General features: G+C 75.5%; 19 protein-coding genes. 18 read left to right on the forward strand and 1 reads right to left on the reverse strand.

What is annotated here, in order from left to right:
• The first annotated feature begins 4 nt into the window (after nt 1-4).
• The 9 genes from ACZ5GH_RS26195 to ACZ5GH_RS26235 all read left to right on the forward strand — a co-directional run bounded on the left by ACZ5GH_RS26195 (nt 5) and on the right by ACZ5GH_RS26235 (nt 11,111).
• Complete coding sequence (locus ACZ5GH_RS26195; protein WP_359903353.1) at nt 5-445, forward strand: SRPBCC family protein; 441 nt, start codon at nt 5-7, stop codon at nt 443-445.
• Between the two features lie 245 nt (nt 446-690).
• The gene (locus tag ACZ5GH_RS26200) at nt 691-1,845 is read left to right on the forward strand and encodes a glycosyltransferase (RefSeq protein WP_387758452.1); all 1,155 of its coding nucleotides are present in this window, start codon (nt 691-693) and stop codon (nt 1,843-1,845) included.
• 397 nt (nt 1,846-2,242) lie between these two features.
• Nucleotides 2,243-3,766, forward strand: a complete 1,524-nt coding sequence (locus tag ACZ5GH_RS26205) for a sugar transferase (RefSeq protein ID WP_464335385.1) — start codon at nt 2,243-2,245, stop codon at nt 3,764-3,766.
• A gap of 6 nt (nt 3,767-3,772) precedes the next feature.
• Nucleotides 3,773-5,146 carry an O-antigen ligase family protein gene (locus ACZ5GH_RS26210; protein ID WP_464335386.1) on the forward strand — a complete coding sequence of 458 codons (1,374 nt, stop codon included), beginning with the start codon at nt 3,773-3,775 and terminating at the stop codon, nt 5,144-5,146.
• Nucleotides 5,143-6,882 carry a murein biosynthesis integral membrane protein MurJ gene (murJ, locus tag ACZ5GH_RS26215; protein WP_387758458.1) on the forward strand — a complete coding sequence of 580 codons (1,740 nt, stop codon included), beginning with the start codon at nt 5,143-5,145 and terminating at the stop codon, nt 6,880-6,882. Before ACZ5GH_RS26210 ends, murJ begins: the two co-directional genes overlap by 4 nt.
• Before the next feature lie 127 nt (nt 6,883-7,009).
• On the forward strand, nt 7,010-7,723 hold the full coding sequence (locus ACZ5GH_RS26220; protein ID WP_387758460.1) for a polysaccharide deacetylase family protein: 714 nt from the start codon (nt 7,010-7,012) through the stop codon (nt 7,721-7,723).
• Entirely contained in the window at nt 7,720-8,835 is a 1,116-nt protein-coding gene (locus ACZ5GH_RS26225) for a glycosyltransferase (protein ID WP_464335387.1), read from the forward strand. Before ACZ5GH_RS26220 ends, ACZ5GH_RS26225 begins: the two co-directional genes overlap by 4 nt.
• A gap of 39 nt (nt 8,836-8,874) precedes the next feature.
• Nucleotides 8,875-9,957, forward strand: coding sequence for a Wzz/FepE/Etk N-terminal domain-containing protein (locus tag ACZ5GH_RS26230; protein WP_464335388.1), 1,083 nt, complete (start codon nt 8,875-8,877; stop codon nt 9,955-9,957).
• On the forward strand, nt 9,954-11,111 hold the full coding sequence (locus tag ACZ5GH_RS26235) for a GNAT family N-acetyltransferase (RefSeq protein WP_464335389.1): 1,158 nt from the start codon (nt 9,954-9,956) through the stop codon (nt 11,109-11,111). The genes ACZ5GH_RS26230 and ACZ5GH_RS26235 overlap by 4 nt, the downstream gene beginning before the upstream one ends.
• Nucleotides 11,112-11,115: 4 nt before the next feature.
• Here ACZ5GH_RS26235 and ACZ5GH_RS26240 read toward each other — a convergent pair whose 3' ends face one another.
• On the reverse strand, nt 11,116-12,357 hold the full coding sequence (locus ACZ5GH_RS26240) for a glycoside hydrolase family 26 protein (protein ID WP_464335390.1): 1,242 nt from the start codon (nt 12,355-12,357) through the stop codon (nt 11,116-11,118).
• 373 nt (nt 12,358-12,730) lie between these two features.
• Between ACZ5GH_RS26240 and ACZ5GH_RS26245 the strand changes: the two genes are divergently transcribed.
• From ACZ5GH_RS26245 to ACZ5GH_RS26285, 9 genes are all read left to right on the forward strand, one after another.
• Nucleotides 12,731-13,753: a hypothetical protein gene (locus tag ACZ5GH_RS26245; protein ID WP_464335391.1), complete on the forward strand. Its 1,023-nt coding sequence runs from the start codon at nt 12,731-12,733 to the stop codon at nt 13,751-13,753.
• Nucleotides 13,754-14,026: 273 nt separating this feature from the next.
• Nucleotides 14,027-15,625: an ABC-F family ATP-binding cassette domain-containing protein gene (locus tag ACZ5GH_RS26250; protein ID WP_387758470.1), complete on the forward strand. Its 1,599-nt coding sequence runs from the start codon at nt 14,027-14,029 to the stop codon at nt 15,623-15,625.
• Nucleotides 15,626-15,952: 327 nt separating this feature from the next.
• Entirely contained in the window at nt 15,953-16,186 is a 234-nt protein-coding gene (locus ACZ5GH_RS26255) for a helix-turn-helix domain-containing protein (RefSeq protein ID WP_030059940.1), read from the forward strand.
• A 307-nt stretch (nt 16,187-16,493) separates the two neighbouring features.
• Nucleotides 16,494-17,300 carry an enoyl-CoA hydratase/isomerase family protein gene (locus ACZ5GH_RS26260; protein ID WP_464335392.1) on the forward strand — a complete coding sequence of 269 codons (807 nt, stop codon included), beginning with the start codon at nt 16,494-16,496 and terminating at the stop codon, nt 17,298-17,300.
• A gap of 215 nt (nt 17,301-17,515) precedes the next feature.
• Nucleotides 17,516-17,998, forward strand: a complete 483-nt coding sequence (locus ACZ5GH_RS26265) for an Asp23/Gls24 family envelope stress response protein (RefSeq protein ID WP_387758530.1) — start codon at nt 17,516-17,518, stop codon at nt 17,996-17,998.
• Nucleotides 17,999-18,055: 57 nt separating this feature from the next.
• Complete coding sequence (locus tag ACZ5GH_RS26270) at nt 18,056-18,247, forward strand: hypothetical protein (RefSeq protein ID WP_387758474.1); 192 nt, start codon at nt 18,056-18,058, stop codon at nt 18,245-18,247.
• The gene (locus ACZ5GH_RS26275) at nt 18,247-18,612 is read left to right on the forward strand and encodes a hypothetical protein (RefSeq protein ID WP_464335393.1); all 366 of its coding nucleotides are present in this window, start codon (nt 18,247-18,249) and stop codon (nt 18,610-18,612) included. The genes ACZ5GH_RS26270 and ACZ5GH_RS26275 overlap by 1 nt, the downstream gene beginning before the upstream one ends.
• Nucleotides 18,609-19,265, forward strand: a complete 657-nt coding sequence (locus ACZ5GH_RS26280) for a DUF6286 domain-containing protein (RefSeq protein WP_464335394.1) — start codon at nt 18,609-18,611, stop codon at nt 19,263-19,265. Before ACZ5GH_RS26275 ends, ACZ5GH_RS26280 begins: the two co-directional genes overlap by 4 nt.
• Nucleotides 19,262-19,909 carry an Asp23/Gls24 family envelope stress response protein gene (locus ACZ5GH_RS26285; protein ID WP_464335395.1) on the forward strand — a complete coding sequence of 216 codons (648 nt, stop codon included), beginning with the start codon at nt 19,262-19,264 and terminating at the stop codon, nt 19,907-19,909. The genes ACZ5GH_RS26280 and ACZ5GH_RS26285 overlap by 4 nt, the downstream gene beginning before the upstream one ends.
• The last annotated feature ends 26 nt before the right edge of the window (nt 19,910-19,935 follow it).

Here is a 19,935-nt window from a genome sequence, read left to right on the forward strand (position 1 = left end):
GGTCATGGGACAGGTGCAGGCCACCACCGAGCGGGTCTACGACGCCGCCCCCGAGCGGGTGTACGAGGCGCTGGCCGACTACCAGGTGACCCGCCCGAAGCTGCTGCCCGCGCAGTACAGCGAGTACGAGGTGCGGGTCGGCGGCACCGGCGCCGGCACCCAGGTGCACTGGCGGCTCCAGGCCACCGAGAAGCGGGTGCGCGACTGCCTGTTCACCGTCTCCGCGCCGGAGCCCGACCAGCTGGTGGAGAAGGACGCCAACTCCAGCATGGTGATCACCTGGACCGTCTCGGCCGTCGGCGAGGGCCGTTCCAAGGTCACCGTGACCGCCACCTGGCAGGGTGCGACCGGCATCGGCGGCTTCTTCGAGCGCACCTTCGCCCCGAAGGGCCTGAACCGGATCCACGACCAGGTGCTGGCCAACCTCGCCGCCGAGGTCCGCTGAGGCCACCGGCGTCCGCCGGATCCACCGAGGTCCCGCCCGGGTCCGGTCCCGTCCGGGTCCGCGTGCCTCGATCCGCGTGCCCGGACCGGCGAGCCCGGATCCGGCCATGCGATCGAATCGCTTGGAGATCCGATCGGTTCGGCCACCCGTACGACCCGAAAGCCGTACGGGTGGCCGAACCGCCACCTGCGGGTGACGGGGGCCGCCCGGCACGGGGGAGCCACCCTAGGCTCGCCGCCGTGCATATGACGATCCTTCACATTTCGCAACCGGTGGACGGCGGGGTCGCCCGCGTCGTCGCCGATCTGGTCCGGGGGCAGCGGGAGGCCGGCCACCGCGTCCTGGTCGCCTGTCCGCGCGGCGGGCGGCTGGCCGAGGAGGCCGCCGCCGTGGGCGCGCTGGTCCAGGACTGGCCCGCCCGGCGCCCGCCCGGCCCGGGCACCCCCGCCGAGGCCTGGCGGCTGCGCCGGATCGTCCGGGCGGCTTCACCCGACGTGGTCCACCTGCACAGCGCCAAGGCCGGGCTGGCCGGACGGCTCGCGGTGCGCGGCACGGTGCCGACCGTCTTCCAGCCGCACGCCTGGTCCTTCGCCGCCGTGGACGGTGCGACGGCCGCCGCCACCCTGCGCTGGGAACGCTTCGCGACCCGCTGGGCGCACCGGCTGCTCTGCGTCAGCGTCCAGGAACGGGCCGACGGCGTGGCGGCCGGGGTGCACGCCGACTGGGCGGTGGTCCCCAACGGCGTGGACGTGCGCCACTACGCGCCCGCCGACCGCCGAGCCGCCCGGATCGCGCTCGGCCTGGACCTGGACGCCCCGCTCGCGGTGTGCGTCGGGCGGCTGTGCCGGCAGAAGGGCCAGGACGTGCTGCTGGCCGCCTGGCCGGAGGTGCTGCGCCGGGTGCCGCGGGCCCGGCTGGCGCTGGTCGGCGGCGGGCCGGAGGAACAGCGGGTGGCCGAGCTGGTCCGGGCGAGCGCCGAGCCGTCCCGGGTCCGGTTGGTCGGGGACGTGCCGGACCCGCGGCCGTGGCTGGCGGCGGCCGACCTGGTGGTGCTGCCCTCGCGCTGGGAGGGGATGGCGCTGGCCCCGCTGGAGGCGATGGCGGGCGCCCGCCCGGTGCTGCTGACCGACGTGCCCGGCGCCCGGGAGTGCCTGCCGCCGTCCGAGCTGGCGCACGCGGTGGTCCCGCCCGAGGACGCGCCGGCCCTCGCCGCCCGAATGGGGGACGCGCTGTCGGATCCGATCGAATGCGAGCGGCGCGGCGCCCGGCTGCGCGACCACGTGGTCGGCCGGCACGACGTGCGCACCGTGGTCGAACAGGTGGACGTCCTCTACCGCCACCTGCTGGGCGCGGGACCGGCCTCGGGGCGGCGCCGGGCCCGTGTCCCAGAGCGGATCTGATCGTTTCACATGCCGTGAATGCCCGCCGTTTCCGGCGTTGTCGTATTCGCACCCTCGACCGGATACGGAGGCGAGGCGTCAAATCCGAAATAACTATTAATGGGCGGCGGGAAATGAATCGGCAAGTCAACTCCCGCCCTGTACCGCCCGGTTCTGTATTGTCGGATTTTGCCTGCTTCGTTCGGATTTCCTTCCGGGAATTAACGGCTGAGCCCCTCGCGACCGACTTCTCGCTGACCGGTTCCTTCGCGATCGGCCCCGCCGCCGGGCCCACGAAAGCCCCATGCGGCAGCAGGCGCTGTCAGGACCGCGCCCGCCGGGCCGGGACGGCCGCCCCGCGCCAACCGGTGCCGGGGCACCGTCACCCCGGGCACACAGCAGGGGAGATCGTGCGCTGATGACCATTGACCACGACCGTGTGCACCGACCGGCCGGGCCCCTGTCCGGCCCCCGCCGCCCCGGCACCGGGCTGCTCGACCGGCCGGCCGGAGCGGCGCACCCCCGGGCCGTCCCACCGCCGCACCGGCCCCGCGGGACGGCCCGCTCCCGGCTGGCCCTGTCACTCGCCCTGGTCCAGGCCGACGTCATCGCGCTGTGCTCCGCCGGCGGCATCGCCAACCGGGCCGTCGACCCCGCCGCCCCGCTCGACCCGCTGCTCGGCGTCCCCGCCGTCCTGCCCCTGCTGCTCCTGCTCAACCTGACCGGCGGCCTCTACCGCTCCCGGCTCACCCTCTCCGTCCTGGACGAACTGCCCGCACTGGCCGCCCGGGCCGTGGTCGCCACCGCCTTCGCCGTCACCCTGTCCGGCTGCCTCGCCGACCACTGGCTCGGCTTCGGCCCGGTCGGCCCGGCCCGGCTCACCGTCCTGCTCGGCGCCCAGCTGCTGATCGCCGCCGTCGGCCGCGCCGTCCTCTACCACCTGGTCCGGCGCAGCCGCCGCAGCCGCCCCAGCCCCGTCCTGGTGCTCGGCGCCGGCCGGCTCGGCCGCCGGGTCGCCGTCGCCCTGCGCGAGCACGGCGAGTACGGGATGCGCCCGGTCGGCTTCCTGGACACCGACCCGCCGCTGCTGCCCGGTGACAACGACCTGCCCGTGCTCGGCGGCAGCGAAGTACTGGAGCGCGAGGTGCGCCGGCACGGCGTCCAGCACGTGATCGCCACGGCCGGCGCCGCCGACGAGGCCGAGACCGCCGCCACCCTGCGCGAGGCCGCCCGGCTCGGCTGCCAGGTCTGGCTGGTGCCCGCGCTGCGCGAGTACGGCTCGCTGGCCACCGCCCCGGTCACCGGCGGCGACCACCTGTGGGGCTACCCCTGCCTGCGGGTCGGCCGCCCCGCGATGCGCCGCCCCGGCTGGGCCGCCAAGCGCGCCCTGGACATCACCGCCGCCGCCCTCGGCCTGCTGCTGCTCGCCCCCGTCCTGGGGCTCTGCGCCCTCGCCGTCCGCTTCGACACCGGCCCCGGCGTGCTCTTCCGCCAGCAGCGCACCGGCCTGAACGGCCGGGTCTTCACCGTCCTCAAGTTCCGCACCCTGCGCCCGAACGACGAGCACGAGTCCGCCACCCGCTGGAACATCTCCCAGGACCACCGGATGGGCGCCGTCGGCCGGCTGCTGCGCAGGAGCTCGCTGGACGAGCTGCCCCAGCTGTGGAACGTCCTGCGCGGCGACATGAGCCTGGTCGGCCCGCGCCCCGAACGGCCGTACTTCGTCATGCGGTTCGGCCAGGCCTACCCCGAGTACGCCGACCGCCACCGGGTCCCGGTCGGCCTCACCGGCCTGGCCCAGGTCAACGGCCTGCGCGGGGACACCTCCATCGAGGACCGGGCCCGCTTCGACAACCGCTACATCGAGAGCTGGAGCCTCTGGCAGGACGTCAAGATCCTGTGCCGCACCGCGGTCCTGATGCTCCACCCGGACGGGAGCTGACCCCGCGTGGCCCTGACCCTCCCCGCCTTCCCCCGCCCGGCGTTACGCAAGGCCCTGCCCGCGCTCGCGGAGCGCACCAGCCCGCTGGCCGCCGCCACCGTCCTGCTGGTCTGCGTGCCCACCGGGGAGAAGGACGTCGCCGCCGCCGTCCACGTCACCGCCGCCGACCTCGCCTCGCTGGCCCTGGTCGCCCTCACCGCGCTCAATCTGCTGCGCGGGCGGCTGCCCGCGGTCGACCGCACCACCTGCGCGCTGTTCGGCGGGATCGTCGCCGCCGCCGCCGTCGCCACCATCGGCTCGATCGACCCGGCGGCCGCCGTCACCGGCTTCGTCCGGCTCACCCAGGTGTTCGTCCTGGTCCCCGCCGCCGTCCTCTGCTCGTTGCGCGACCGCACCGACCAGCGCCTGGTCCTCGGCTCCTTCGTGCTCGCCGCGCTGATCCAGGGCGTGGTCGGCGCGAAGCAGTACCTCACCCACACCGGCGCCTCCTACACCGGCGAGCCGATCCGGGCCGTCGGCACCTTCGGCGCGCTCGACGTCATGGCGATGTCCAGCGTGGTCAGCTTCGGGCTGCTGGCCGCCCTGGCGCTGGCCCTCGGCGAGCGCGGACCGGGCGGCGACGCCCGGCTGCGCCGCGCGATGTTCGCCGCCGCCGCCTTCCTCGCCTTCCCGCTGGCCGTCTCCTTCAGCCGCGGCAGCTGGATCGCCACCGGCCTCGCCGCCACCGTGCTGCTGCTGCGCGCCGACGCCCGGCTGCTGGTGCGCGGCGCCGTCCTCGGCCTGGCCGCCGCGGTCGTCCTGGTCGGCGGCCTCGGCCTCGGCGGCTCCGGCGTCACCAAGCGGCTCGGCTCGATCGGCTCCGTCTCGGCCGCCCCCGACCAGTCCGTCTCCGACCGGTACGACCTGTGGTCCACCGCCGGCCGGATCTGGCAGGACCACCCCGTGCGGGGCGCCGGACCCAAGGCCTTCCAGCAACTGCGCGACAGCCACGCCCCGTTGCGGCTGTCCTCCGGCAGCGACGCCGCCGACGCCACCATCGGCTTCCAGCGCGAACCGCTGCTCTCCCCGCACAACATGTACTTCCTGGTGCTCAGCGAGCAGGGCCTGATCGGCATCACCGCCTACGCCGCGCTCTTCCTCACCCTGCTGATCGGCTGCCTGCGCCACCGCCACGGCCCCGGGCTCGCCGCACTCGCCCTGCTCACCTGGGTGCTGGTGGACTTCCTGTACGCCGACATCGGCGGCACCACCACCGTGCTGACCTCCGTCGTGCTCGGCCTCGCCGCCCGCGCGGCCGCCCACCGCCCCGAGCCCCCCGCCACCGGCCCGGCGACCACCACGGCGACCACCGGTCCAACGACCACCGGAGCCGCCCGGTGACCACCGACCGGCCGACCGCCGTCGCCTCCTCCCTCCCGGCCCCCCGCGGCGCCCCCGGCGGGGCCCCCGCCGCCGAGCCCCTCCCGGCTCCCCGACGCGGCTTCCTCGCCAAGGCCTTCGGCGTCACCGCCGTGCTCAGCGCGGCCGGCTCCGGCCTCGGCCTGCTGCGCGACCTCCTGCTGGCCCGCTACTTCGGCGCCAACCAGGGCACCGACGCCTTCCTGGTCGCCTGGACCGTCCCCGAGACCGCCGCGCCGCTGCTGATCGAGGACGCCATGTCCTTCCTCATGGTGCCCGCCTTCGCCCTCGCCCTGGTGCTGCGCGAGGAGGACCCGGACGCCCCCGACCCGGTCCGCCAGCTGGTCCGCGCCACCCTGCCGTGGCTGCTGACCGCGCTCAGCGGCCTCGCCCTGGCCGCCGCCCTGCTCGCCCCGCAACTGGTCGCCCTGCTCGCCCCCGGCCTGCCCGACCCCGGCCTGGCCGTCACCTGCACCCGGATCACCGCGGTCACCGTGCTGCCCTTCGGGGTGGCCGGCTACCTCGCCGCCGCGCTGCGCGCCCACCACCGCTTCACCTCCCCGGCCGGCATCTACGTCGCCTACAACCTCGGCATCCTCGCCGTCCTGCTCTGCCTCCACTCCTACCTCGGCGTGCGCTCCGCCGCCCTCGGCGTCGCGGCTGGCAGCCTGCTGATGGCCGGCCTGCTGGTCGGCCCGTTCCTGCGCCGGCTGCGCCAGGGCCCGCCCGGCACCGGCCGCGGCCGCCGCGCACGCCGGACCCTGGTGCTGATGCCGCTCGCCCTGCTGCCGGTGGCCGCCTTCACGCTCACCCGCCAGTCCCAGGTCTTCGTCGAGCGCTTCCTCGGCTCGGCCCTGCCGCCGGGCACCATCTCGCACCTCAACTACGCCGCCAAGGTCTCCCAACTCGCCATGACGGCGGGCATCCTGATCTGCACCGTCACCTTTCCGCTGGTCGCCCGGGCACTCGCCGCCGGGGACCTCACCGCGGCCCGCGACCGGGTGGAGAAGGACCTCGGCCAGGCGGCGGCGGTCGTCCTGCTCGGCACCGCCTTCCTGATGGCCTGCGCCCCCTCGGTGGTCTCGCTGCTGTTCGAACGCGGCGCCTTCGGCCCGCACGACACCGCCGCCACCGCCGACGTCATCCGGGTGTACAGCTTCGGACTGCCCGCCCAGGCGCTGATCGGCGTGATGATCCGCCCGTACTTCTCGCTGCGCCCGGTGGTCCGCCGGGCCGACGACCCGGGCGCCGAGGACGGCCGCCGCCGACTGCTCGACTGGTACCCGGCCGCCGCGATGGTGCTCGGCCTCGGCGTCACCGTCACCACCGGCCTGCTCGCCACGCCCCGCTTCGGCGCCCTGGGGCTGGCCGCCGGCAACGCGGCCGGCATCACCGCCACCGCCGCCCTGCTGCTGCACGGCCTGGTGCTGCGCGGCATCCCGCTGCGGCTGCGCCGGGTGCTCGGCGGCCACGGCCGGCTGGTGGCCGCCGCCGCCGGGGCCACCGTGCTCGGCGCCGCCGTCGCCGGACCGCTCGCCGACCCCCTGCTCTCGACCCTCCTCGGAGGCCTCACCGTGGCGCTGGCCTTCGCGGCCCTCGGCACCGGGCTCGGCGCCCGTGAGGTGCGCGGCCCGGTCCTCGCCGCCGCGCGGGCCCTGGGGCCCGTCCGGAACCCGCCAACCGTCGCCGAAGAAGGGAAGCGTCCCGATGGACGATGAACCGGGAACCGTCCGGTCGGTTCGGGCGGGCGCCGGCAGCGCACCGCCGCGCCGGGCACGACCGCCCCGGAGCCGCCAGCCGGCCGGTGGACCGCCGGTCTCCGGCTCCGCCTCGCCGTGGATCCTGATGTACCACTCGGTGGCGGTCGAGAAGGAGGACCCCTACCGGCTCACCGTCAGCCCCGAGCGGTTCGCCGAACAGATCGCCTGGCTGCACCGGCGCGGCCGGCGCGGCGTCTCGGTCCGCGAGCTGATGCGGGCCCGAGCCCTCGGCCGGGACGACGGACTGGTCGGCCTCACCTTCGACGACGGCTACGCCGACTTCGCCCGGTACGCGGTGCCGATCCTCCAGGCGTACGGCTTCACCGCCACCGCGTACGTGGTCGCCGACCTGCTCGGCCGGGACAACGACTGGGACACCGAGGGCCCGCGCAAGAAGCTGCTCACCGTCCAGGAGGTCACCGAACTCGCCGCCGCCGGCTGGGAGATCGGCTCGCACGGCCTCGGCCACCAGGCGCTGCCCGGCCTGCCGGCCGAGGCCCTCGCCGTCCAGGCCCGGGAGAGCCGGCGGCTGCTGGAGGAGGCCGTCGGCGGCCCGGTCACCGGCTTCTGCTACCCGTACGGCGCCGTCGACCTGCCCGCCGCCCTGGCCGTGCGCGACGCCGGGTACGACCACGCCTGCGCCATCGCGCACTCCCCGCTCACCGGCCGCTTCGCCCTGCCCCGCTGCTACGTCGGCGACCGCGACGGCGCCTGGCGGCTGCGCGCCAAGAGGGGCCGGCACCGGTGGCGCGACGTGGTCACCGGGCTGCGCCACGGCCGGCGGGGGAGCCGGCCATGAGGGTGCTGCACATCGTCACCGGCCTGGCCTCCGGCGGCGCCGAGCGCCAACTCCACCTGCTGCTGCGGCACCTGCCGGCGCACCAGCAGTGCGAGGTGCTCGCCCTGACCAACCCCGGCGCGGTCACCGCCGCGCTGCGGGCCGACGGCGTCACCGTCCACCACCTCGGCATGCGCGGCAACCGGGACCTCGGCGCGCTGCCCCGGCTGGTCCGGCTGGTTCGGGCCGGCCACTACGACCTGGTGCACACCCACCTCTACCGGGCGCAGCTGTACGGCCGGCTGGCCGCCCGGCTGGCCGGGGTGCGCGCGGTGGTCTCCACCGAGCACTCGCTGCACGCCGGGGTGATCGAGGGCCGCCCGGTCACCCGGGGCGTCAAGGGCCTCTACCTGGCGGCCGAACGGCTCGGCGGCACCACCGTCGCGGTCTCCCGCCAGGTCGCCCAGACGCTGCGCTCCTGGGGCGTCCCGGCGGCCCGGATCGCGCTGATCCCGAACGGCATCGACACCGCCCGCTACAGCCTGCCGCCCGCCGAACGGGCCGCCGTCCGCCGCCGGATCCGGGCCGAACTCGGCCTGCCGTACGGCGGTTGGGTGGTCGGCGGGGTGGGCCGGCTGGTTCCCGGCAAGCGCTTCGAGGTGCTGGTCGAGGCGCTCGCCGACCTCGACCCGGCCACCCGGCTGGTGCTGGTCGGCGAGGGCCCGGAGCGTGCCGCGCTGGAGCGTCGGGCCGAGGAACTCGGCGTCCGGGACCGGCTGGTGCTCACCGGGGAGCGCGACGACGTGCCCGAACTGCTGGCCGCCCTGGACGTGCTGGCCGCCCCCTCCGACGCGGAGACCTTCGGCCTCGGCGTCCTGGAGGGCCTCGCGGCCGGGCTCCCGGTGCGGCACAGCGCCTGCCCGGCGCTCGACGAACTGCCGCCCGGCGCCGCCCCCCAGGCCCGCCGCATCCCCTCCGAGCCCGCCGCCTACGCCGCCGCCCTGCGCGACCTGCGGCCGCTCGGCGGGCACACCGCCGACCCGCTGCCGCACCCCCCGGCCGTCGGCCACTACGACATCGCCCGGGTCGCCTCCGACCTGGGCGCCCTCTACGACCGGCTGGCCCGCGTCTGACCGCCAGCCACCGCCGTACCAGACCCAAGGAGCAACCCCATGACCACACCGCGCCGAAGCGCCCGCCGCCTGGTCCGCCGCTGGTGGCCGGTGGTGCTCGCGGTTCCGCTGGGTGCCGCGGCCGGCGCCGGGTACGCCGTCGTCGCCCACCCGTCGTACGCCGCCAACGCCTACGTCCTCGTGGTCGCGCAGAACCCCGGGGAGGCCGCGATCGCGACCAACTTCGCCCAGGCGTACGGCCGGCTGGCCGGCCAGCCGCAGGTCCTCGCCGTGGCGGCCGCCGAGACCGGCCGCACCCGGTCCGAGCTGGCGTCCCTGGTGCACGGGACGACCTCCCCGGACGCCCCGATGATCGAGATCACCGGCACCGGGCGGCGCCCCCAGGAGGCCGCCCGGAACGCCGACGCGGTGGCCCGCTCGCTGGTCTCCTTCGCCAACACCAGCAGCCGGGACACCAACGTCCGGCTGGTGACGCTTTCCCCCGCCGCCGCGCCGGACAGGCCGACCACGCCCTCCGGGAAGCTGGACGTGGCGGTCGGCGGCGCGGCGGGGCTGCTGCTGGGCTCGCTGGTGATGATGACCCGCCGCCGGGGCGGCTCGGGGACGCCGGAGGCCGCCGACGGGAGCCCCGAGGCGCCGCGGACGCTGCGGGCGCTGCGCGCCGCGAAGGCGTCGGAGGCCCCCGCCGCCGCGCCGGTGGCGGTCCCGACGACGCCCCGCCCGCGCCGCGAGGAGCCGGCCACCGCCGGGGCCGGGCCCGACTCCGCGCCCCTCGCGCCCGAGGCCGCGAGCACGCCCGAGCCCGCGGCCGAGGCGGCCGCGACCGAGGACGCCAAGGCGGAGGCTGCTAAGGCGGAGGGCGCGAAGGCGGAGGGCGCGAAGGCGGAGGACGCGAAGACCGAGGGCGCGAAGGGCGAGGGCCAGAAGAGCGAGGCCGGGAAGGCCGACAGGAAGGCCGGGAAGAAGACCGCCGGGAAGGCCGGCCGGCGCACCGGCGCCGAGCCCGCGGCGGCCGAGCGGCCCCCGGTCGAGGAGCCGGCCCCCGCCGTGGACGAGCCGGCCCCCGCCGCCGAGGAGCCGCCCGCCGTCCAGGAGAAGGCCGCGGCCGGGAGCGGCCGATGAGCACCGGGACCCGCAGAAGCAGCCTGCCCGCCCAGCTGACGGCGCCGGTCTGGACCACCGAACTGCGGTCCGAGGACGACGCCCTGGACGTCCTCGCCGGGGAGTGGGACGACCTGGCCGCCCGCTGCCGGTCCGCCACCTTCTTCCAGGCCGCCGACTGGCAGCGCTCCTGGTGGCGCCACTACGGCCGCCCCGGCCGCCTCCTGGTGGTGCTGGTCCGCCGGGCCGGCCGGCTGGTCGGCGCGGGTGCCTTCGTGCGCCGCGGCGGACCGCTCGGCGGCCTGACCGGCCTCGGCGGCGGGCTGGTCGACTACACCGACGTCCTGCTCGACGACGAGTTCGCCGACCGGGCCGCCGCCGAGTTCGCCGCCGCGCTCCCGCTCACCCGGCCCTGGCACTGGCTGGAACTGCGCGAGGTGCACCCCGAGGCGGCGGTGCACCGGGTCTACCAGCACTGGCGCGGCAGCCGCCGCCGGTACCAGGACTCGCTCTGCCAGTACCTGCCGGCCGTCCCGATGGACCGGCTGCTCAAACGGGTGCCCGGCAAGACCGCCCAGCGCAGCCGGGTGAAGCTCCGCAAGATCGCCGAGGCGGGGGTGAAGGTCCGCACCACCCCGGTGGCCGAGGTGCCGCAGGCGGTGGACGGGTTGCTGCGGCTGCACTTCCTGCAGTGGCGGGCGCGCGGCGTCACGCCCGAGCACCGCACCGAGCGGTTCGCCCGGCACCTGACCGAGTCCACCACCGGGCTGGTCGCCGCCGGCCGGGCCACCGTCCACCAGTTCCACCTGGACGGCCAGCTGGTGGCGGTGAACCTGCTGCTGCTCTGCCCGTCCTTCGGCGGGCTCTACATGTACGGCGCGCACCCGGTGCTGCGCGAGCGGCTGGACATCGCCGGACTGCTGTTCGGCGCGGCGCTGGACGAGACGGTCGGCGCGGGCGTCCCGGTGCTCGGTCTGCTGCGCGGCCAGGAGCCGTACAAGCAGCGCTGGCGTCCGGACCAGCTCGCCAACCAGCGGCTGCTGCTCGGCCCGGCGGGCGCGGCGCCGGCGGCCGCCGTCCGGGCCGCGGCGGTGCGGGCCCGGCAGACGGCGGCGCACCAGCTGCGCACCCGCTTCCCCCGGCTCAAGGAAGCGCTGCTGGCCCGCCGCCGCTGACGTCTCAGGGCCGGCCGTGCGCCGCGCCCGTCGGCCGGCCCGTCGACTTGCCCTTCGCCGGGCGGGCCGACGGGCCGGCCTTCGCGCTGGGCGCGGCACCCGGCACGGCCGGTGCGGCCGGTACCGCGTGCGACTCCGGCGGGCTGGGCGGCCCCGCCACCGCGGGAACGTCCGACGCGGCCGCCGACGGCCCGGCGGTCGGCGCCGGCGCCCCCTTCGACCCGGACATCAGCTGCTTGAACGCCGCCGTCGAGCGCGGATTGCGTTCGCACTGGAAGAAGCCGTGCGGACAGTAGTCGGTGACGGTCTGGTAGGCGGTGTCGTGGGTGCGGATCCAGTCGACCATCCGCTGCACGAACTCGGGGTTGTCGCCGTTGCGGAACAGCCCCCACTCCGGGTACGAGACCGGCTTGCCGCGCTTGGCGGCGAACTCCACCTGGTCCTGGAGGCCGTACGGCTCGTGCACGTAGTCGTCGAAGTCGGCGCCGGCGGGCTGGTCGTAGTTGTCCATGCCGATGATGTCGACCACGTCGTCGCCGGGGTAGCACTTGGTCCACGGGATGGCGTCCAGGCCCCGGCTGGGGGCGAAGTCGAAGCGGAAGCGCTGCCCCGGCACCGAGCGCATCACCCCGACGATCCGCCGCCAGTACGTCTTCCAGGCGGACGGGTCGGGCTTGCAGCGGTGGGTGTACGTGGTGCCGTTCATCTCCCAGCCGAGGGTGAGCACGGTGTCCGCGCCGCCCATCGTGACCAGTCGGCGCGCGAGTTTGAGGAAGTGCCCGTCGAAGTCCCCGCGCGCCCCCTGGCCGAGCAGCTTCTCGACCTCGTCGTCCGACACGCCCGCCTCGTTGGGCACCAGCATCGGCACCCCGAGCACCAGCAGCCGGGACGGATCGGCCTGCCGCCACTGCGACCACAGGCCGAGCACCGCCGGCTCGCCCTCGATGTCGCTCCAGCCGTTGCCCGCCAGGTAGGTGTGGCCGACCTGGATGTTGGCGTCGCCCAGCCACTGGGCGTACCGGCCGATCTGCGGGATGTAGTCGTCCCAGGAGCCGACGAAGGCGCCGAACGGCGGTTCGTGGCTCGGCCGCTGGACCACCGGGCGGGGTGCCGGGCCGCGCGGCTCGATGGCGTCCGAGGAGAGGGCGTGCCGTTCGGTCTGGCTGAACGGCGTCCCGGCCGGGACGCTGGCCGTGGCCATCAGCAGCAGGGTGGCGGCGGCCAGCGTCAGGCGGCCGATTCGCATGGGTGCTCTCCTCCGGGACGTCGTGTGAGCGGGGCGTCACGGTCTCGGCGTGGACGGACCGTGACGCCCCGCTCGCCGACAGTAGGCCCAAAGGAGGACCGAAACCCCGGATGTCACCCCAAAGTGGGCGCCAATCGAACGCCGTCTGACGCAACGGCCGGCCGCCGGCGGCCATGTATCAGCTCTGTAACGGTCCCGTCGGGCCCCTCCGGCCCGCTCCGGCGCACCCTCCGGGGCGCGCCGCGGCCCCGACGGCGCAGGTGGGCGGGTGGACGTGCGGGGAGGGCGCGCGGACCCGGGCGGACGCCCGGCAGCGCGTTCCGGCGACGGAACCGGGCTGACTCGCGAGCCCGGTGACAGGTACGCTCCGGCCGTGTCCTGGAAGCCGCTGCGTGTACTGACCCCCCGCTCGATCCTGCCTGCCTCGGCGGTGATGCTGGTCCTTGCGGCCGGAGCGGCGGCGCACGCGAACAAGCCGGTGCCGTTCGGCGACCGGGTCGCGGGGCCGGGCGACGCGGGCGCGACCCCGGTGAAGTCCGAGTCGCTCAGCTCGGCCGACCTCGACCTGCGGGTCGGCCCCGGCCTGGAGGCCTTCCACAAGGGGACCGGTGAGCAGGCCTGGTCCTACCGCCGCGAGGGCGCCGAGGCGCTCCACCTGGCGATGGCCGGCGACAACGCGATCGTGGTCTGGGACGACGGCATGGTCACCTCGGTGCGCCCCGGTGACCACGAGGTGCGCTGGCACCGCGCGGTGCCGGGACTGTCGGACTGGCTGCGCGGCGACGGCGAGCCCGGCGCCGACAAGCGGACCGACGCCCAGCGCAAGCAGCTCGCCAGGCAGCGGGCCGCGGGTGCGCTGCACACCGTCCAGCGGGACGGCTCGCCGTGGCTGGCGCTGGTGACGCCGAACCTCACCATGGGCCTGCGCGACGCCGACGGCGACCTGCGCTACAACGACAAGCCGGCCAACGGCTGCGTCTACGACCCGCTGCGCGCCGTCCACACCGACTACGCCGTGCTCATCCCGCGCACCTGCACCAACAGCGCCGGGCAGGCCGTCTCCGGCGGCATCACCGGCTACCGGCTGGACAGCAACGGCTGGGCGACGAGCACCGGTCCGGCCGCCACGGTCAAGGTGCTGGACCGCAGCCGGGTGGAGATCACCGACGGCCCGATCGTCCCGCCCAGGGTCTTCGACACCAAGGCGGCCGCGCCCGAGACGGCCTGCGGCAGCGTGGACGCGCCGTTCGCGGCGGTCCGGCCGCAGGGCGGCTGCGCGGCGGAGCCGACCCCGGTCGACCCGGCGGCCGCGGGCACCGCCCCGGACGCCGCCGCACCGGACGCCGCGGCGGCCACCGGAGCCCCCGCGGGGGACCAGCCGCCCGCGCCGCAGTAGCGGGCCGGGCCCGCCGGCGCCGGCCCGCGGCCGGGGACCGGCAGCGAGAGGGCCGACGGGCGAGGGGGTCGGTGGATACCCCGGGACGGTACTTCCCCGGGGCCGGCACGGCGCCCGGTAGACTTGCCGCCATGGCTATCTTCTCCGGGCAATAGCGGGCGGCGGCGCCGCGAGGGCCGCGCCGACCGCCGATGAAGCCCCCCCTCACGCCAACCCGGCCCCGGGTACGTCCCACCCGGCCGCCCGCCCACGTCCCAGGAGTAGTCCCCAGCCATGATTTCCGCCAACGCCCTCGAACTGCGCGCCGGTGCCCGGATCCTGATCGAGTCCGCGAGCTTCAAGGTCGCCGCCGGCGACCGGATCGGTCTGGTCGGCCGCAACGGCGCCGGCAAGACCACGCTCACCAAGGTGCTGGCCGGCGAGGGCCTGCCGGCCGCCGGTACCGTGACCCGTTCGGGCGAGGTCGGCTACCTCCCGCAGGACCCGCGCACCGGTGACCTGGACGTCCTCGCCAAGGACCGCATCCTGTCCGCCCGCGGCCTCGACACCGTGCTGAAGAAGATGCGCGAGAACGAGGACCGGATGGCCAATGGCAAGGGCGCCACCCGCGACAACGCGATGAAGAAGTACGCCCGGCTGGAGACCGAGTTCCTCACCAAGGGCGGGTACGCCGCCGAGGCGGAGGCCGCCACCATCGCCGCCGCGCTGGGCCTGCCGGACCGCATCCTCAACCAGCCGCTGCACACCCTCTCCGGTGGTCAGCGCCGCCGCGTCGAGCTGGCCCGGATCCTCTTCTCGGACTCCGACGTGCTGCTGCTCGACGAGCCCACCAACCACCTGGACGCGGACTCGATCGTCTGGCTGCGGGACTTCCTGAAGACGTACAAGGGCGGGTTCATCGTGATCTCGCACGACGTCGACCTGGTCGAGACGGTCGTCAACAAGGTCTTCTACCTGGACGCCAACCGCTCCTGCATCGACGTCTACAACATGGGCTGGAAGCAGTACCAGCAGCAGCGCGAGGACGACGAGAAGCGCCGCAAGCGCGAGCGGGCCAACGCCGAGAAGAAGGCCGCGACCCTGAACGCGCAGGCCGACAAGATGCGCGCCAAGGCCACCAAGACGGTGGCCGCGCAGAACATGGCCCGCCGCGCCGACAAGCTGCTCTCCGGCCTGGAGCAGGTGCGCCAGAGCGACAAGGTCGCCAAGCTGCGCTTCCCGGAGCCGGCCCCCTGCGGCAAGACCCCGCTGACCGCCAGCGGCCTGTCCAAGTCCTACGGCTCGCTGGAGATCTTCACCGACGTCGACCTGGCGATCGACCGCGGCTCCCGGGTCGTCGTGCTGGGCTTCAACGGCGCCGGCAAGACCACCCTGCTGCGGATGCTGGCCGGGGTGGAGCAGCCGGACACCGGCGAGGTGATCCCGGGCCACGGCCTGAAGATCGGCTACTACGCCCAGGAGCACGAGACCCTGGACCCGGACCGCAGCGTGCTGGAGAACATGCGCTCGGCCGCGCCGGACACCGACCTGGTGCAGATCCGCAAGATCCTCGGCTCCTTCCTGTTCTCCGGCGACGACGTCGACAAGCCGGCCGGGGTGCTCTCCGGCGGTGAGAAGACCCGTCTGGCGCTGGCCACCCTGGTGGTCTCCTCCGCCAACGTGCTGCTGCTCGACGAGCCCACCAACAACCTCGACCCGGCCAGCCGCGAGGAGATCCTGGGCGCGCTGCGCGAGTTCTCCGGCGCGGTCGTGCTGGTCACCCACGACGAGGGCGCGGTCGAGGCGCTCGACCCGGAGCGGATCATCCTGCTGCCGGACGGCGTGGAGGACCTCTGGAACCCGTCGTACGCCGATCTGGTCTCGCTGGCCTGACCGGAAGTAGACGCGAGATCCGCTTTTCGGATGAGAATATCTAGTCCTTTCGGCGTGTCCGGGAATGAAGTAGACCCGGATTCCGTTTAAGGACTTTCCGTCGGCCCGCCACTCGATCGTGGTCGGGCCGACGCTGCTGATCAGCCCTTTCTCGGCGAACGCCGACATCCGCCCGGGGGCGTGCACGCTGGGTGAGCGCCCCGATGCGCTCGGATCACCACCGACGGACCACGCATTTCCGACATCGACCTTGTCGAATGGGTGGCCAGGACGCGGTGGATGGGTGATCATGGGAATCTGACCGAGCAACGCTACGAGGAGGCACGGGTGGCCGAGACTCTGAAAAAGGGCAGCCGGGTGACCGGTGCCGCGCGTGAGAAGCTCGCGGCCGATCTCAAGAAGAAGTACGACTCCGGGGCGAGCATTCGCGCTCTCGCGGAGGAGACCGGTCGTTCGTACGGCTTCGTGCACCGGATGCTGAGCGAGTCCGGAGTGATCCTCCGGGGCCGCGGCGGTGCCACGCGGGGCAAGAACAAGGCGACCGCCGGGGCCGGTTCCTGACGGCTCGTCGGCTATTGGCTCGATGACGCGGCGGCAGGGCGCCGACCGAGGAGACGACGGCTGGCCATCAGCCCGGCGTCCGCCCTCGGGTCGTGTGGACCGGCCGCCGATCGTCATGTCCGGGGTTTCGTCCGTCCCCCGTTGATTCGATTCCGTTCGTTTTTCCTTCGTTCTCCATTTCTCCTCGGCCGCGCCCGCCGTCGAGCGCCGCGAGCCCCGTCGATCTTTCCGGTCCGGGGCCCCTGCCCTCGCGCGTCGAGTTTTGTTACTCTCCGGTAGCCAAGTCCCTCGCCACCGGAGGCCCCCCATGACCGCTCCCGCCACCGACCCGCAGGCCCCGAGCTGGGAGCGGGACGGCGTCCGCCTGGAGATCGACGGCGAACTCGCCGTCGTCACCCTGTGCCAGCCGAAGCGGCGCAACGCCCAGTCGCCCGCGCTCTGGCGCGCCCTCGCCGCCGCGGGCCGCGAGCTGCCCGGCAGCGTCCGGGTGGTGCTGCTGCGCGCGGAGGGGGTCTCCTTCTCCGCCGGGCTGGACCGGGCCATGTTCACCCCCGAGGGCATCCCCGGCGAGCCCACCTTCCTCCAGCTCGCCGCCTCCTCCGACCAGGAGCTGGACGACGCCATCGCCTCGTACCAGGAGGCCTTCACGTGGTGGCGCCGCCCGGACCTGGTCTCCATCGCGGTGGTCCAGGGCCACGCCGTCGGCGCGGGCTTCCAGCTGGCCCTCGGCTGCGACCTGCGGGTGGTCGCCGAGGACGTCCAGTTCGCGATGAAGGAGACCTCGCTGGGCCTCGTCCCGGACCTGGCAGGCACCAAGCCGCTCACCGAACTCGTCGGCTACGCGCGGGCGCTGGAGATCTGCGCGACCGGCCGCTGGGTGGGCGCCGAGGAGGCCGCCGCGATCGGGCTGGCCAACCTGGCCGTGCCGGGCGAGGAGCTGGACTCCGCCGCCCGCGACCTCGCGGCGGCCCTGCTGGCCGCTCCGCGCGGAGCGGTGATCGAGACCAAGGCCCTGCTGCAGGGGGCCGCCGGGCGCTCCTTCGACGGGCAGCGTTCGGCCGAACGGGCGGCCCAGGCCCGCCGGCTCCGGGAGCTCGCCGGGATCGGCGACTGACCGTACGGCCACGACGCGGGGCCCGGCCCCGGGGAGACCTCCCCGGGGCCGGGCCCTTTCCCGTGCGCGGGGGCGGGTTCTCCCGTACGGGTGCGGGCGTCGGCGCTCGACGGGCGGGGGACGTGGCGAAATGCCAGAGTTGGGGAGGTTTGCGATATAGCTGGAGCCGTACGACGGGAGAAGCGCCCATGCCTGACACTCCGACGCCCGCGACCATGCACAAGCACACCGGTGCCGCCCCGATCTCCGGTCCGCCGGGTGGCGGCGGCGCCAAGCCGGTGGGGGAGCGCGGCCGCACCGCGCTGGCCGTCGGCGTGGTGGAGAAGATCGCCGGGATGGCCGCCCGCGAGGTCGCCGGGATCCACGCGCTCGGCTCCGGGCTCGCCCGGACCTTCGGCGCGATGCGGGACCGGGTGCCCGGCGGCGGCAAGCCCAGCGTCGGGCGGGGCATCAAGGCCGAGGTCGGCGAGAAGCAGACCGCGATCGACATCGCCCTGGTGGTCGAGTACGGCGTGGTCATCCCCGAACTCGCCCGCCAGGTGCGGGAGAACATCATCAACGCGGTGGAACGGATGACCGGGCTGGAAGTCGTCGAGGTCAACATCGCGGTCAACGACGTCCACCTCCCGGACGAACCGGAGTTCGAGGAGGAAGAGGAGCCGGTGGCCGCGTCCGGGCAGCGGCCGAAGCTCAAGTAGCGCGTCCCGAACGCGGGTTCGGGTCCGACGGGGTAGCGGGAGACGAGGGAGTAGCGGATGAACCTGGCCATCGTCGGCCTGGTGGTGGGTATGGCCCTCGGCTTCGCCGGGTACTTCGGCGGGTTCGCGGCCTTCCTGCTGGTGGCCGCGCTCGGGCTGGTCGGCTTCGTGATCGGACGCCTGCTGGAGGGCGACATCGAGCTGGGCGAGCTCGGGGACCTGCTCCGCGGCCGTGACCGGCGCCGCTGATGGCGGGCTCCGCGTCGGCTCCGGCCCCGGTGTCCGGTCCGGTCCCCGCGCCGGGGCGTCGCGGGCGGCTCCGGGTCGCCGACCGGGTGTACGCCCGGATCGCGGCCCGGGCCGTCCGGGAGGTGCTGGCCGAGGCCTGGCCCGCCGGACGGGCGAAGGGGGCGCCGCCGCACGTCTCGGTGGCCGTGCCGGGGAGCACGGTGACGGTCCGGGTGGTGCTCGAACTGCCGTTCCCCTCCGACATCGCGGCGCTGGCCGCGGCGGTGCGGGCGCGGACGGCCGAACGGGTGGCGGGGCTGACCGGGGCGAGGGTGTCGGAGGTGGTCGTCGTGGTCGAGAAGCTGGTGACGGGGAGCGCCCGGTGAGCGAGGAGGTGCCCGGACCGGAGGCGGCGCCGGAGGGCCGGCGGGGGAGGGTGCGACGGCTACGGGCCCCGCGGACGGCCGCGGCGGCGCTGGTGGCGACCGGGGTGCTGGTGGTGGCGGGGGCGCTGCTGTACGACGTGGTCGCGGTGCGGGCCGGGCACTCGGCGCGGCGATGGCGGGCGCAGCTCGCGGACGAGCTGGCGACGCGCCACCTCGACGACCTGGCGGTGCTGGTGGGGGCCGGCGCGGCCACCCTGCTCGGCGGCTGGCTGCTGTGGCTGGCCGTCACGCCCGGGCTGCGGCGGTGGCTGGTGCTGCGGCCGTACGGGGGCACGACCGCGGCCGTCGACCGGGCCGGGGTCGGGCACCTGCTGGCGGACCGGGCGGCGGGCCTGGACGGGATCGACCACCTGCGGATCGGGGTCGGGCGGCGGCGGGTCCGGATCTCGCTGGTGGGAGTGGCGGACCCGGCGCTGGTGCAGCGGCAGCTGCGGGACGAGCTGGAGCGGGTGGGGTTGGGGCGGCCGCTGCGGCTGGACGTACGGATGGCGCGGGGGGCCGCGGCCGCGGTGGCGGAGGAGCCGGACCCGGGGGCCGGTCCGGGCGCTGCGACGGGTGCCGGGACGGCTGGCGGTGAGGGGGTGGCGGGGTGACGCGCACGGTCGTCAACCGGGTGCTGCTGGGGGTGGTGGGGGCGGTGCTGCTGGCGGCCGGGGTGCTGGTGCTGGCGGGCGGGCTCGACCTGTACCGGCGGCTCGGCGTGCACCCGCCGCACTGGTGGCCGCTCACCTCGCCCGACCAGCCGGTGGTGAGCGGGCGTTCGCGGGGGCGCTGGGTGGCGTCGGCCTGGTGGTGGCCGACGGTGATCGGCGGGCTGGCCGTGCTGGTGGCCGGGACGGCGTGGTGGCTGGTGGCGCAGCTGAGGCGCACCGGGCTGTCCAGCATCGCGGTGCCGACGCCGGGGGTGGGCGGGCTCCGACTGCGGGTCGGTGCGCGGGCGTTGGAGGAGGCGATGGAGGACCGGACGGTGGAGCTGCCGGAGGTCGAGCGGGCCGGGGTGCGGCTGGTGCGGGCGTCCGGCCACCCGCGGTTGCGCGGGGCGGTGCGGTTGTGGCCGGGCGGGGACCCGGCCGCGCTGGTGGAGCACTTCGAGGACGGGCCCCGGGCGGACGCGTGCGGGAGCCTGCGGCTGGCGGAGCTGCCGGCCGAGCTGCGGATCCGGGTCCTGCAGGCGGCCTCCGCCGAGCCGCGGCACGGGCGGGGCCGACGGGGGCGGAGGCGGCCCAGGGTGGAGTAGCGGGGCGGGCCGGGCGGCGGCGGGCG

Source organism: Kitasatospora sp. Xyl93 (assembly GCF_055383135.1).

What these genes read in the sequence shown, in the direction of transcription:
- ACZ5GH_RS26195 (WP_359903353.1), top strand. Translation starts at nt 5, where the DNA reads ATGGGACAGGTGCAGGCCACCACCGAGCGGGTCTACGACGCCGCCCCC.
- ACZ5GH_RS26200 (WP_387758452.1), top strand. Translation starts at nt 691, where the DNA reads ATGACGATCCTTCACATTTCGCAACCGGTGGACGGCGGGGTCGCCCGC.
- ACZ5GH_RS26205 (WP_464335385.1), top strand. Translation starts at nt 2,243, where the DNA reads ATGACCATTGACCACGACCGTGTGCACCGACCGGCCGGGCCCCTGTCC.
- ACZ5GH_RS26220 (WP_387758460.1), top strand. Translation starts at nt 7,010, where the DNA reads ATGTACCACTCGGTGGCGGTCGAGAAGGAGGACCCCTACCGGCTCACC.
- ACZ5GH_RS26225 (WP_464335387.1), top strand. Translation starts at nt 7,720, where the DNA reads ATGAGGGTGCTGCACATCGTCACCGGCCTGGCCTCCGGCGGCGCCGAG.
- ACZ5GH_RS26230 (WP_464335388.1), top strand. Translation starts at nt 8,875, where the DNA reads ATGACCACACCGCGCCGAAGCGCCCGCCGCCTGGTCCGCCGCTGGTGG.
- ACZ5GH_RS26235 (WP_464335389.1), top strand. Translation starts at nt 9,954, where the DNA reads ATGAGCACCGGGACCCGCAGAAGCAGCCTGCCCGCCCAGCTGACGGCG.
- ACZ5GH_RS26240 (WP_464335390.1), bottom strand. Translation starts at nt 12,357, where the DNA reads ATGCGAATCGGCCGCCTGACGCTGGCCGCCGCCACCCTGCTGCTGATG.
- ACZ5GH_RS26250 (WP_387758470.1), top strand. Translation starts at nt 14,027, where the DNA reads ATGATTTCCGCCAACGCCCTCGAACTGCGCGCCGGTGCCCGGATCCTG.
- ACZ5GH_RS26260 (WP_464335392.1), top strand. Translation starts at nt 16,494, where the DNA reads ATGACCGCTCCCGCCACCGACCCGCAGGCCCCGAGCTGGGAGCGGGAC.
- ACZ5GH_RS26265 (WP_387758530.1), top strand. Translation starts at nt 17,516, where the DNA reads ATGCACAAGCACACCGGTGCCGCCCCGATCTCCGGTCCGCCGGGTGGC.
- ACZ5GH_RS26270 (WP_387758474.1), top strand. Translation starts at nt 18,056, where the DNA reads ATGAACCTGGCCATCGTCGGCCTGGTGGTGGGTATGGCCCTCGGCTTC.
- ACZ5GH_RS26275 (WP_464335393.1), top strand. Translation starts at nt 18,247, where the DNA reads ATGGCGGGCTCCGCGTCGGCTCCGGCCCCGGTGTCCGGTCCGGTCCCC.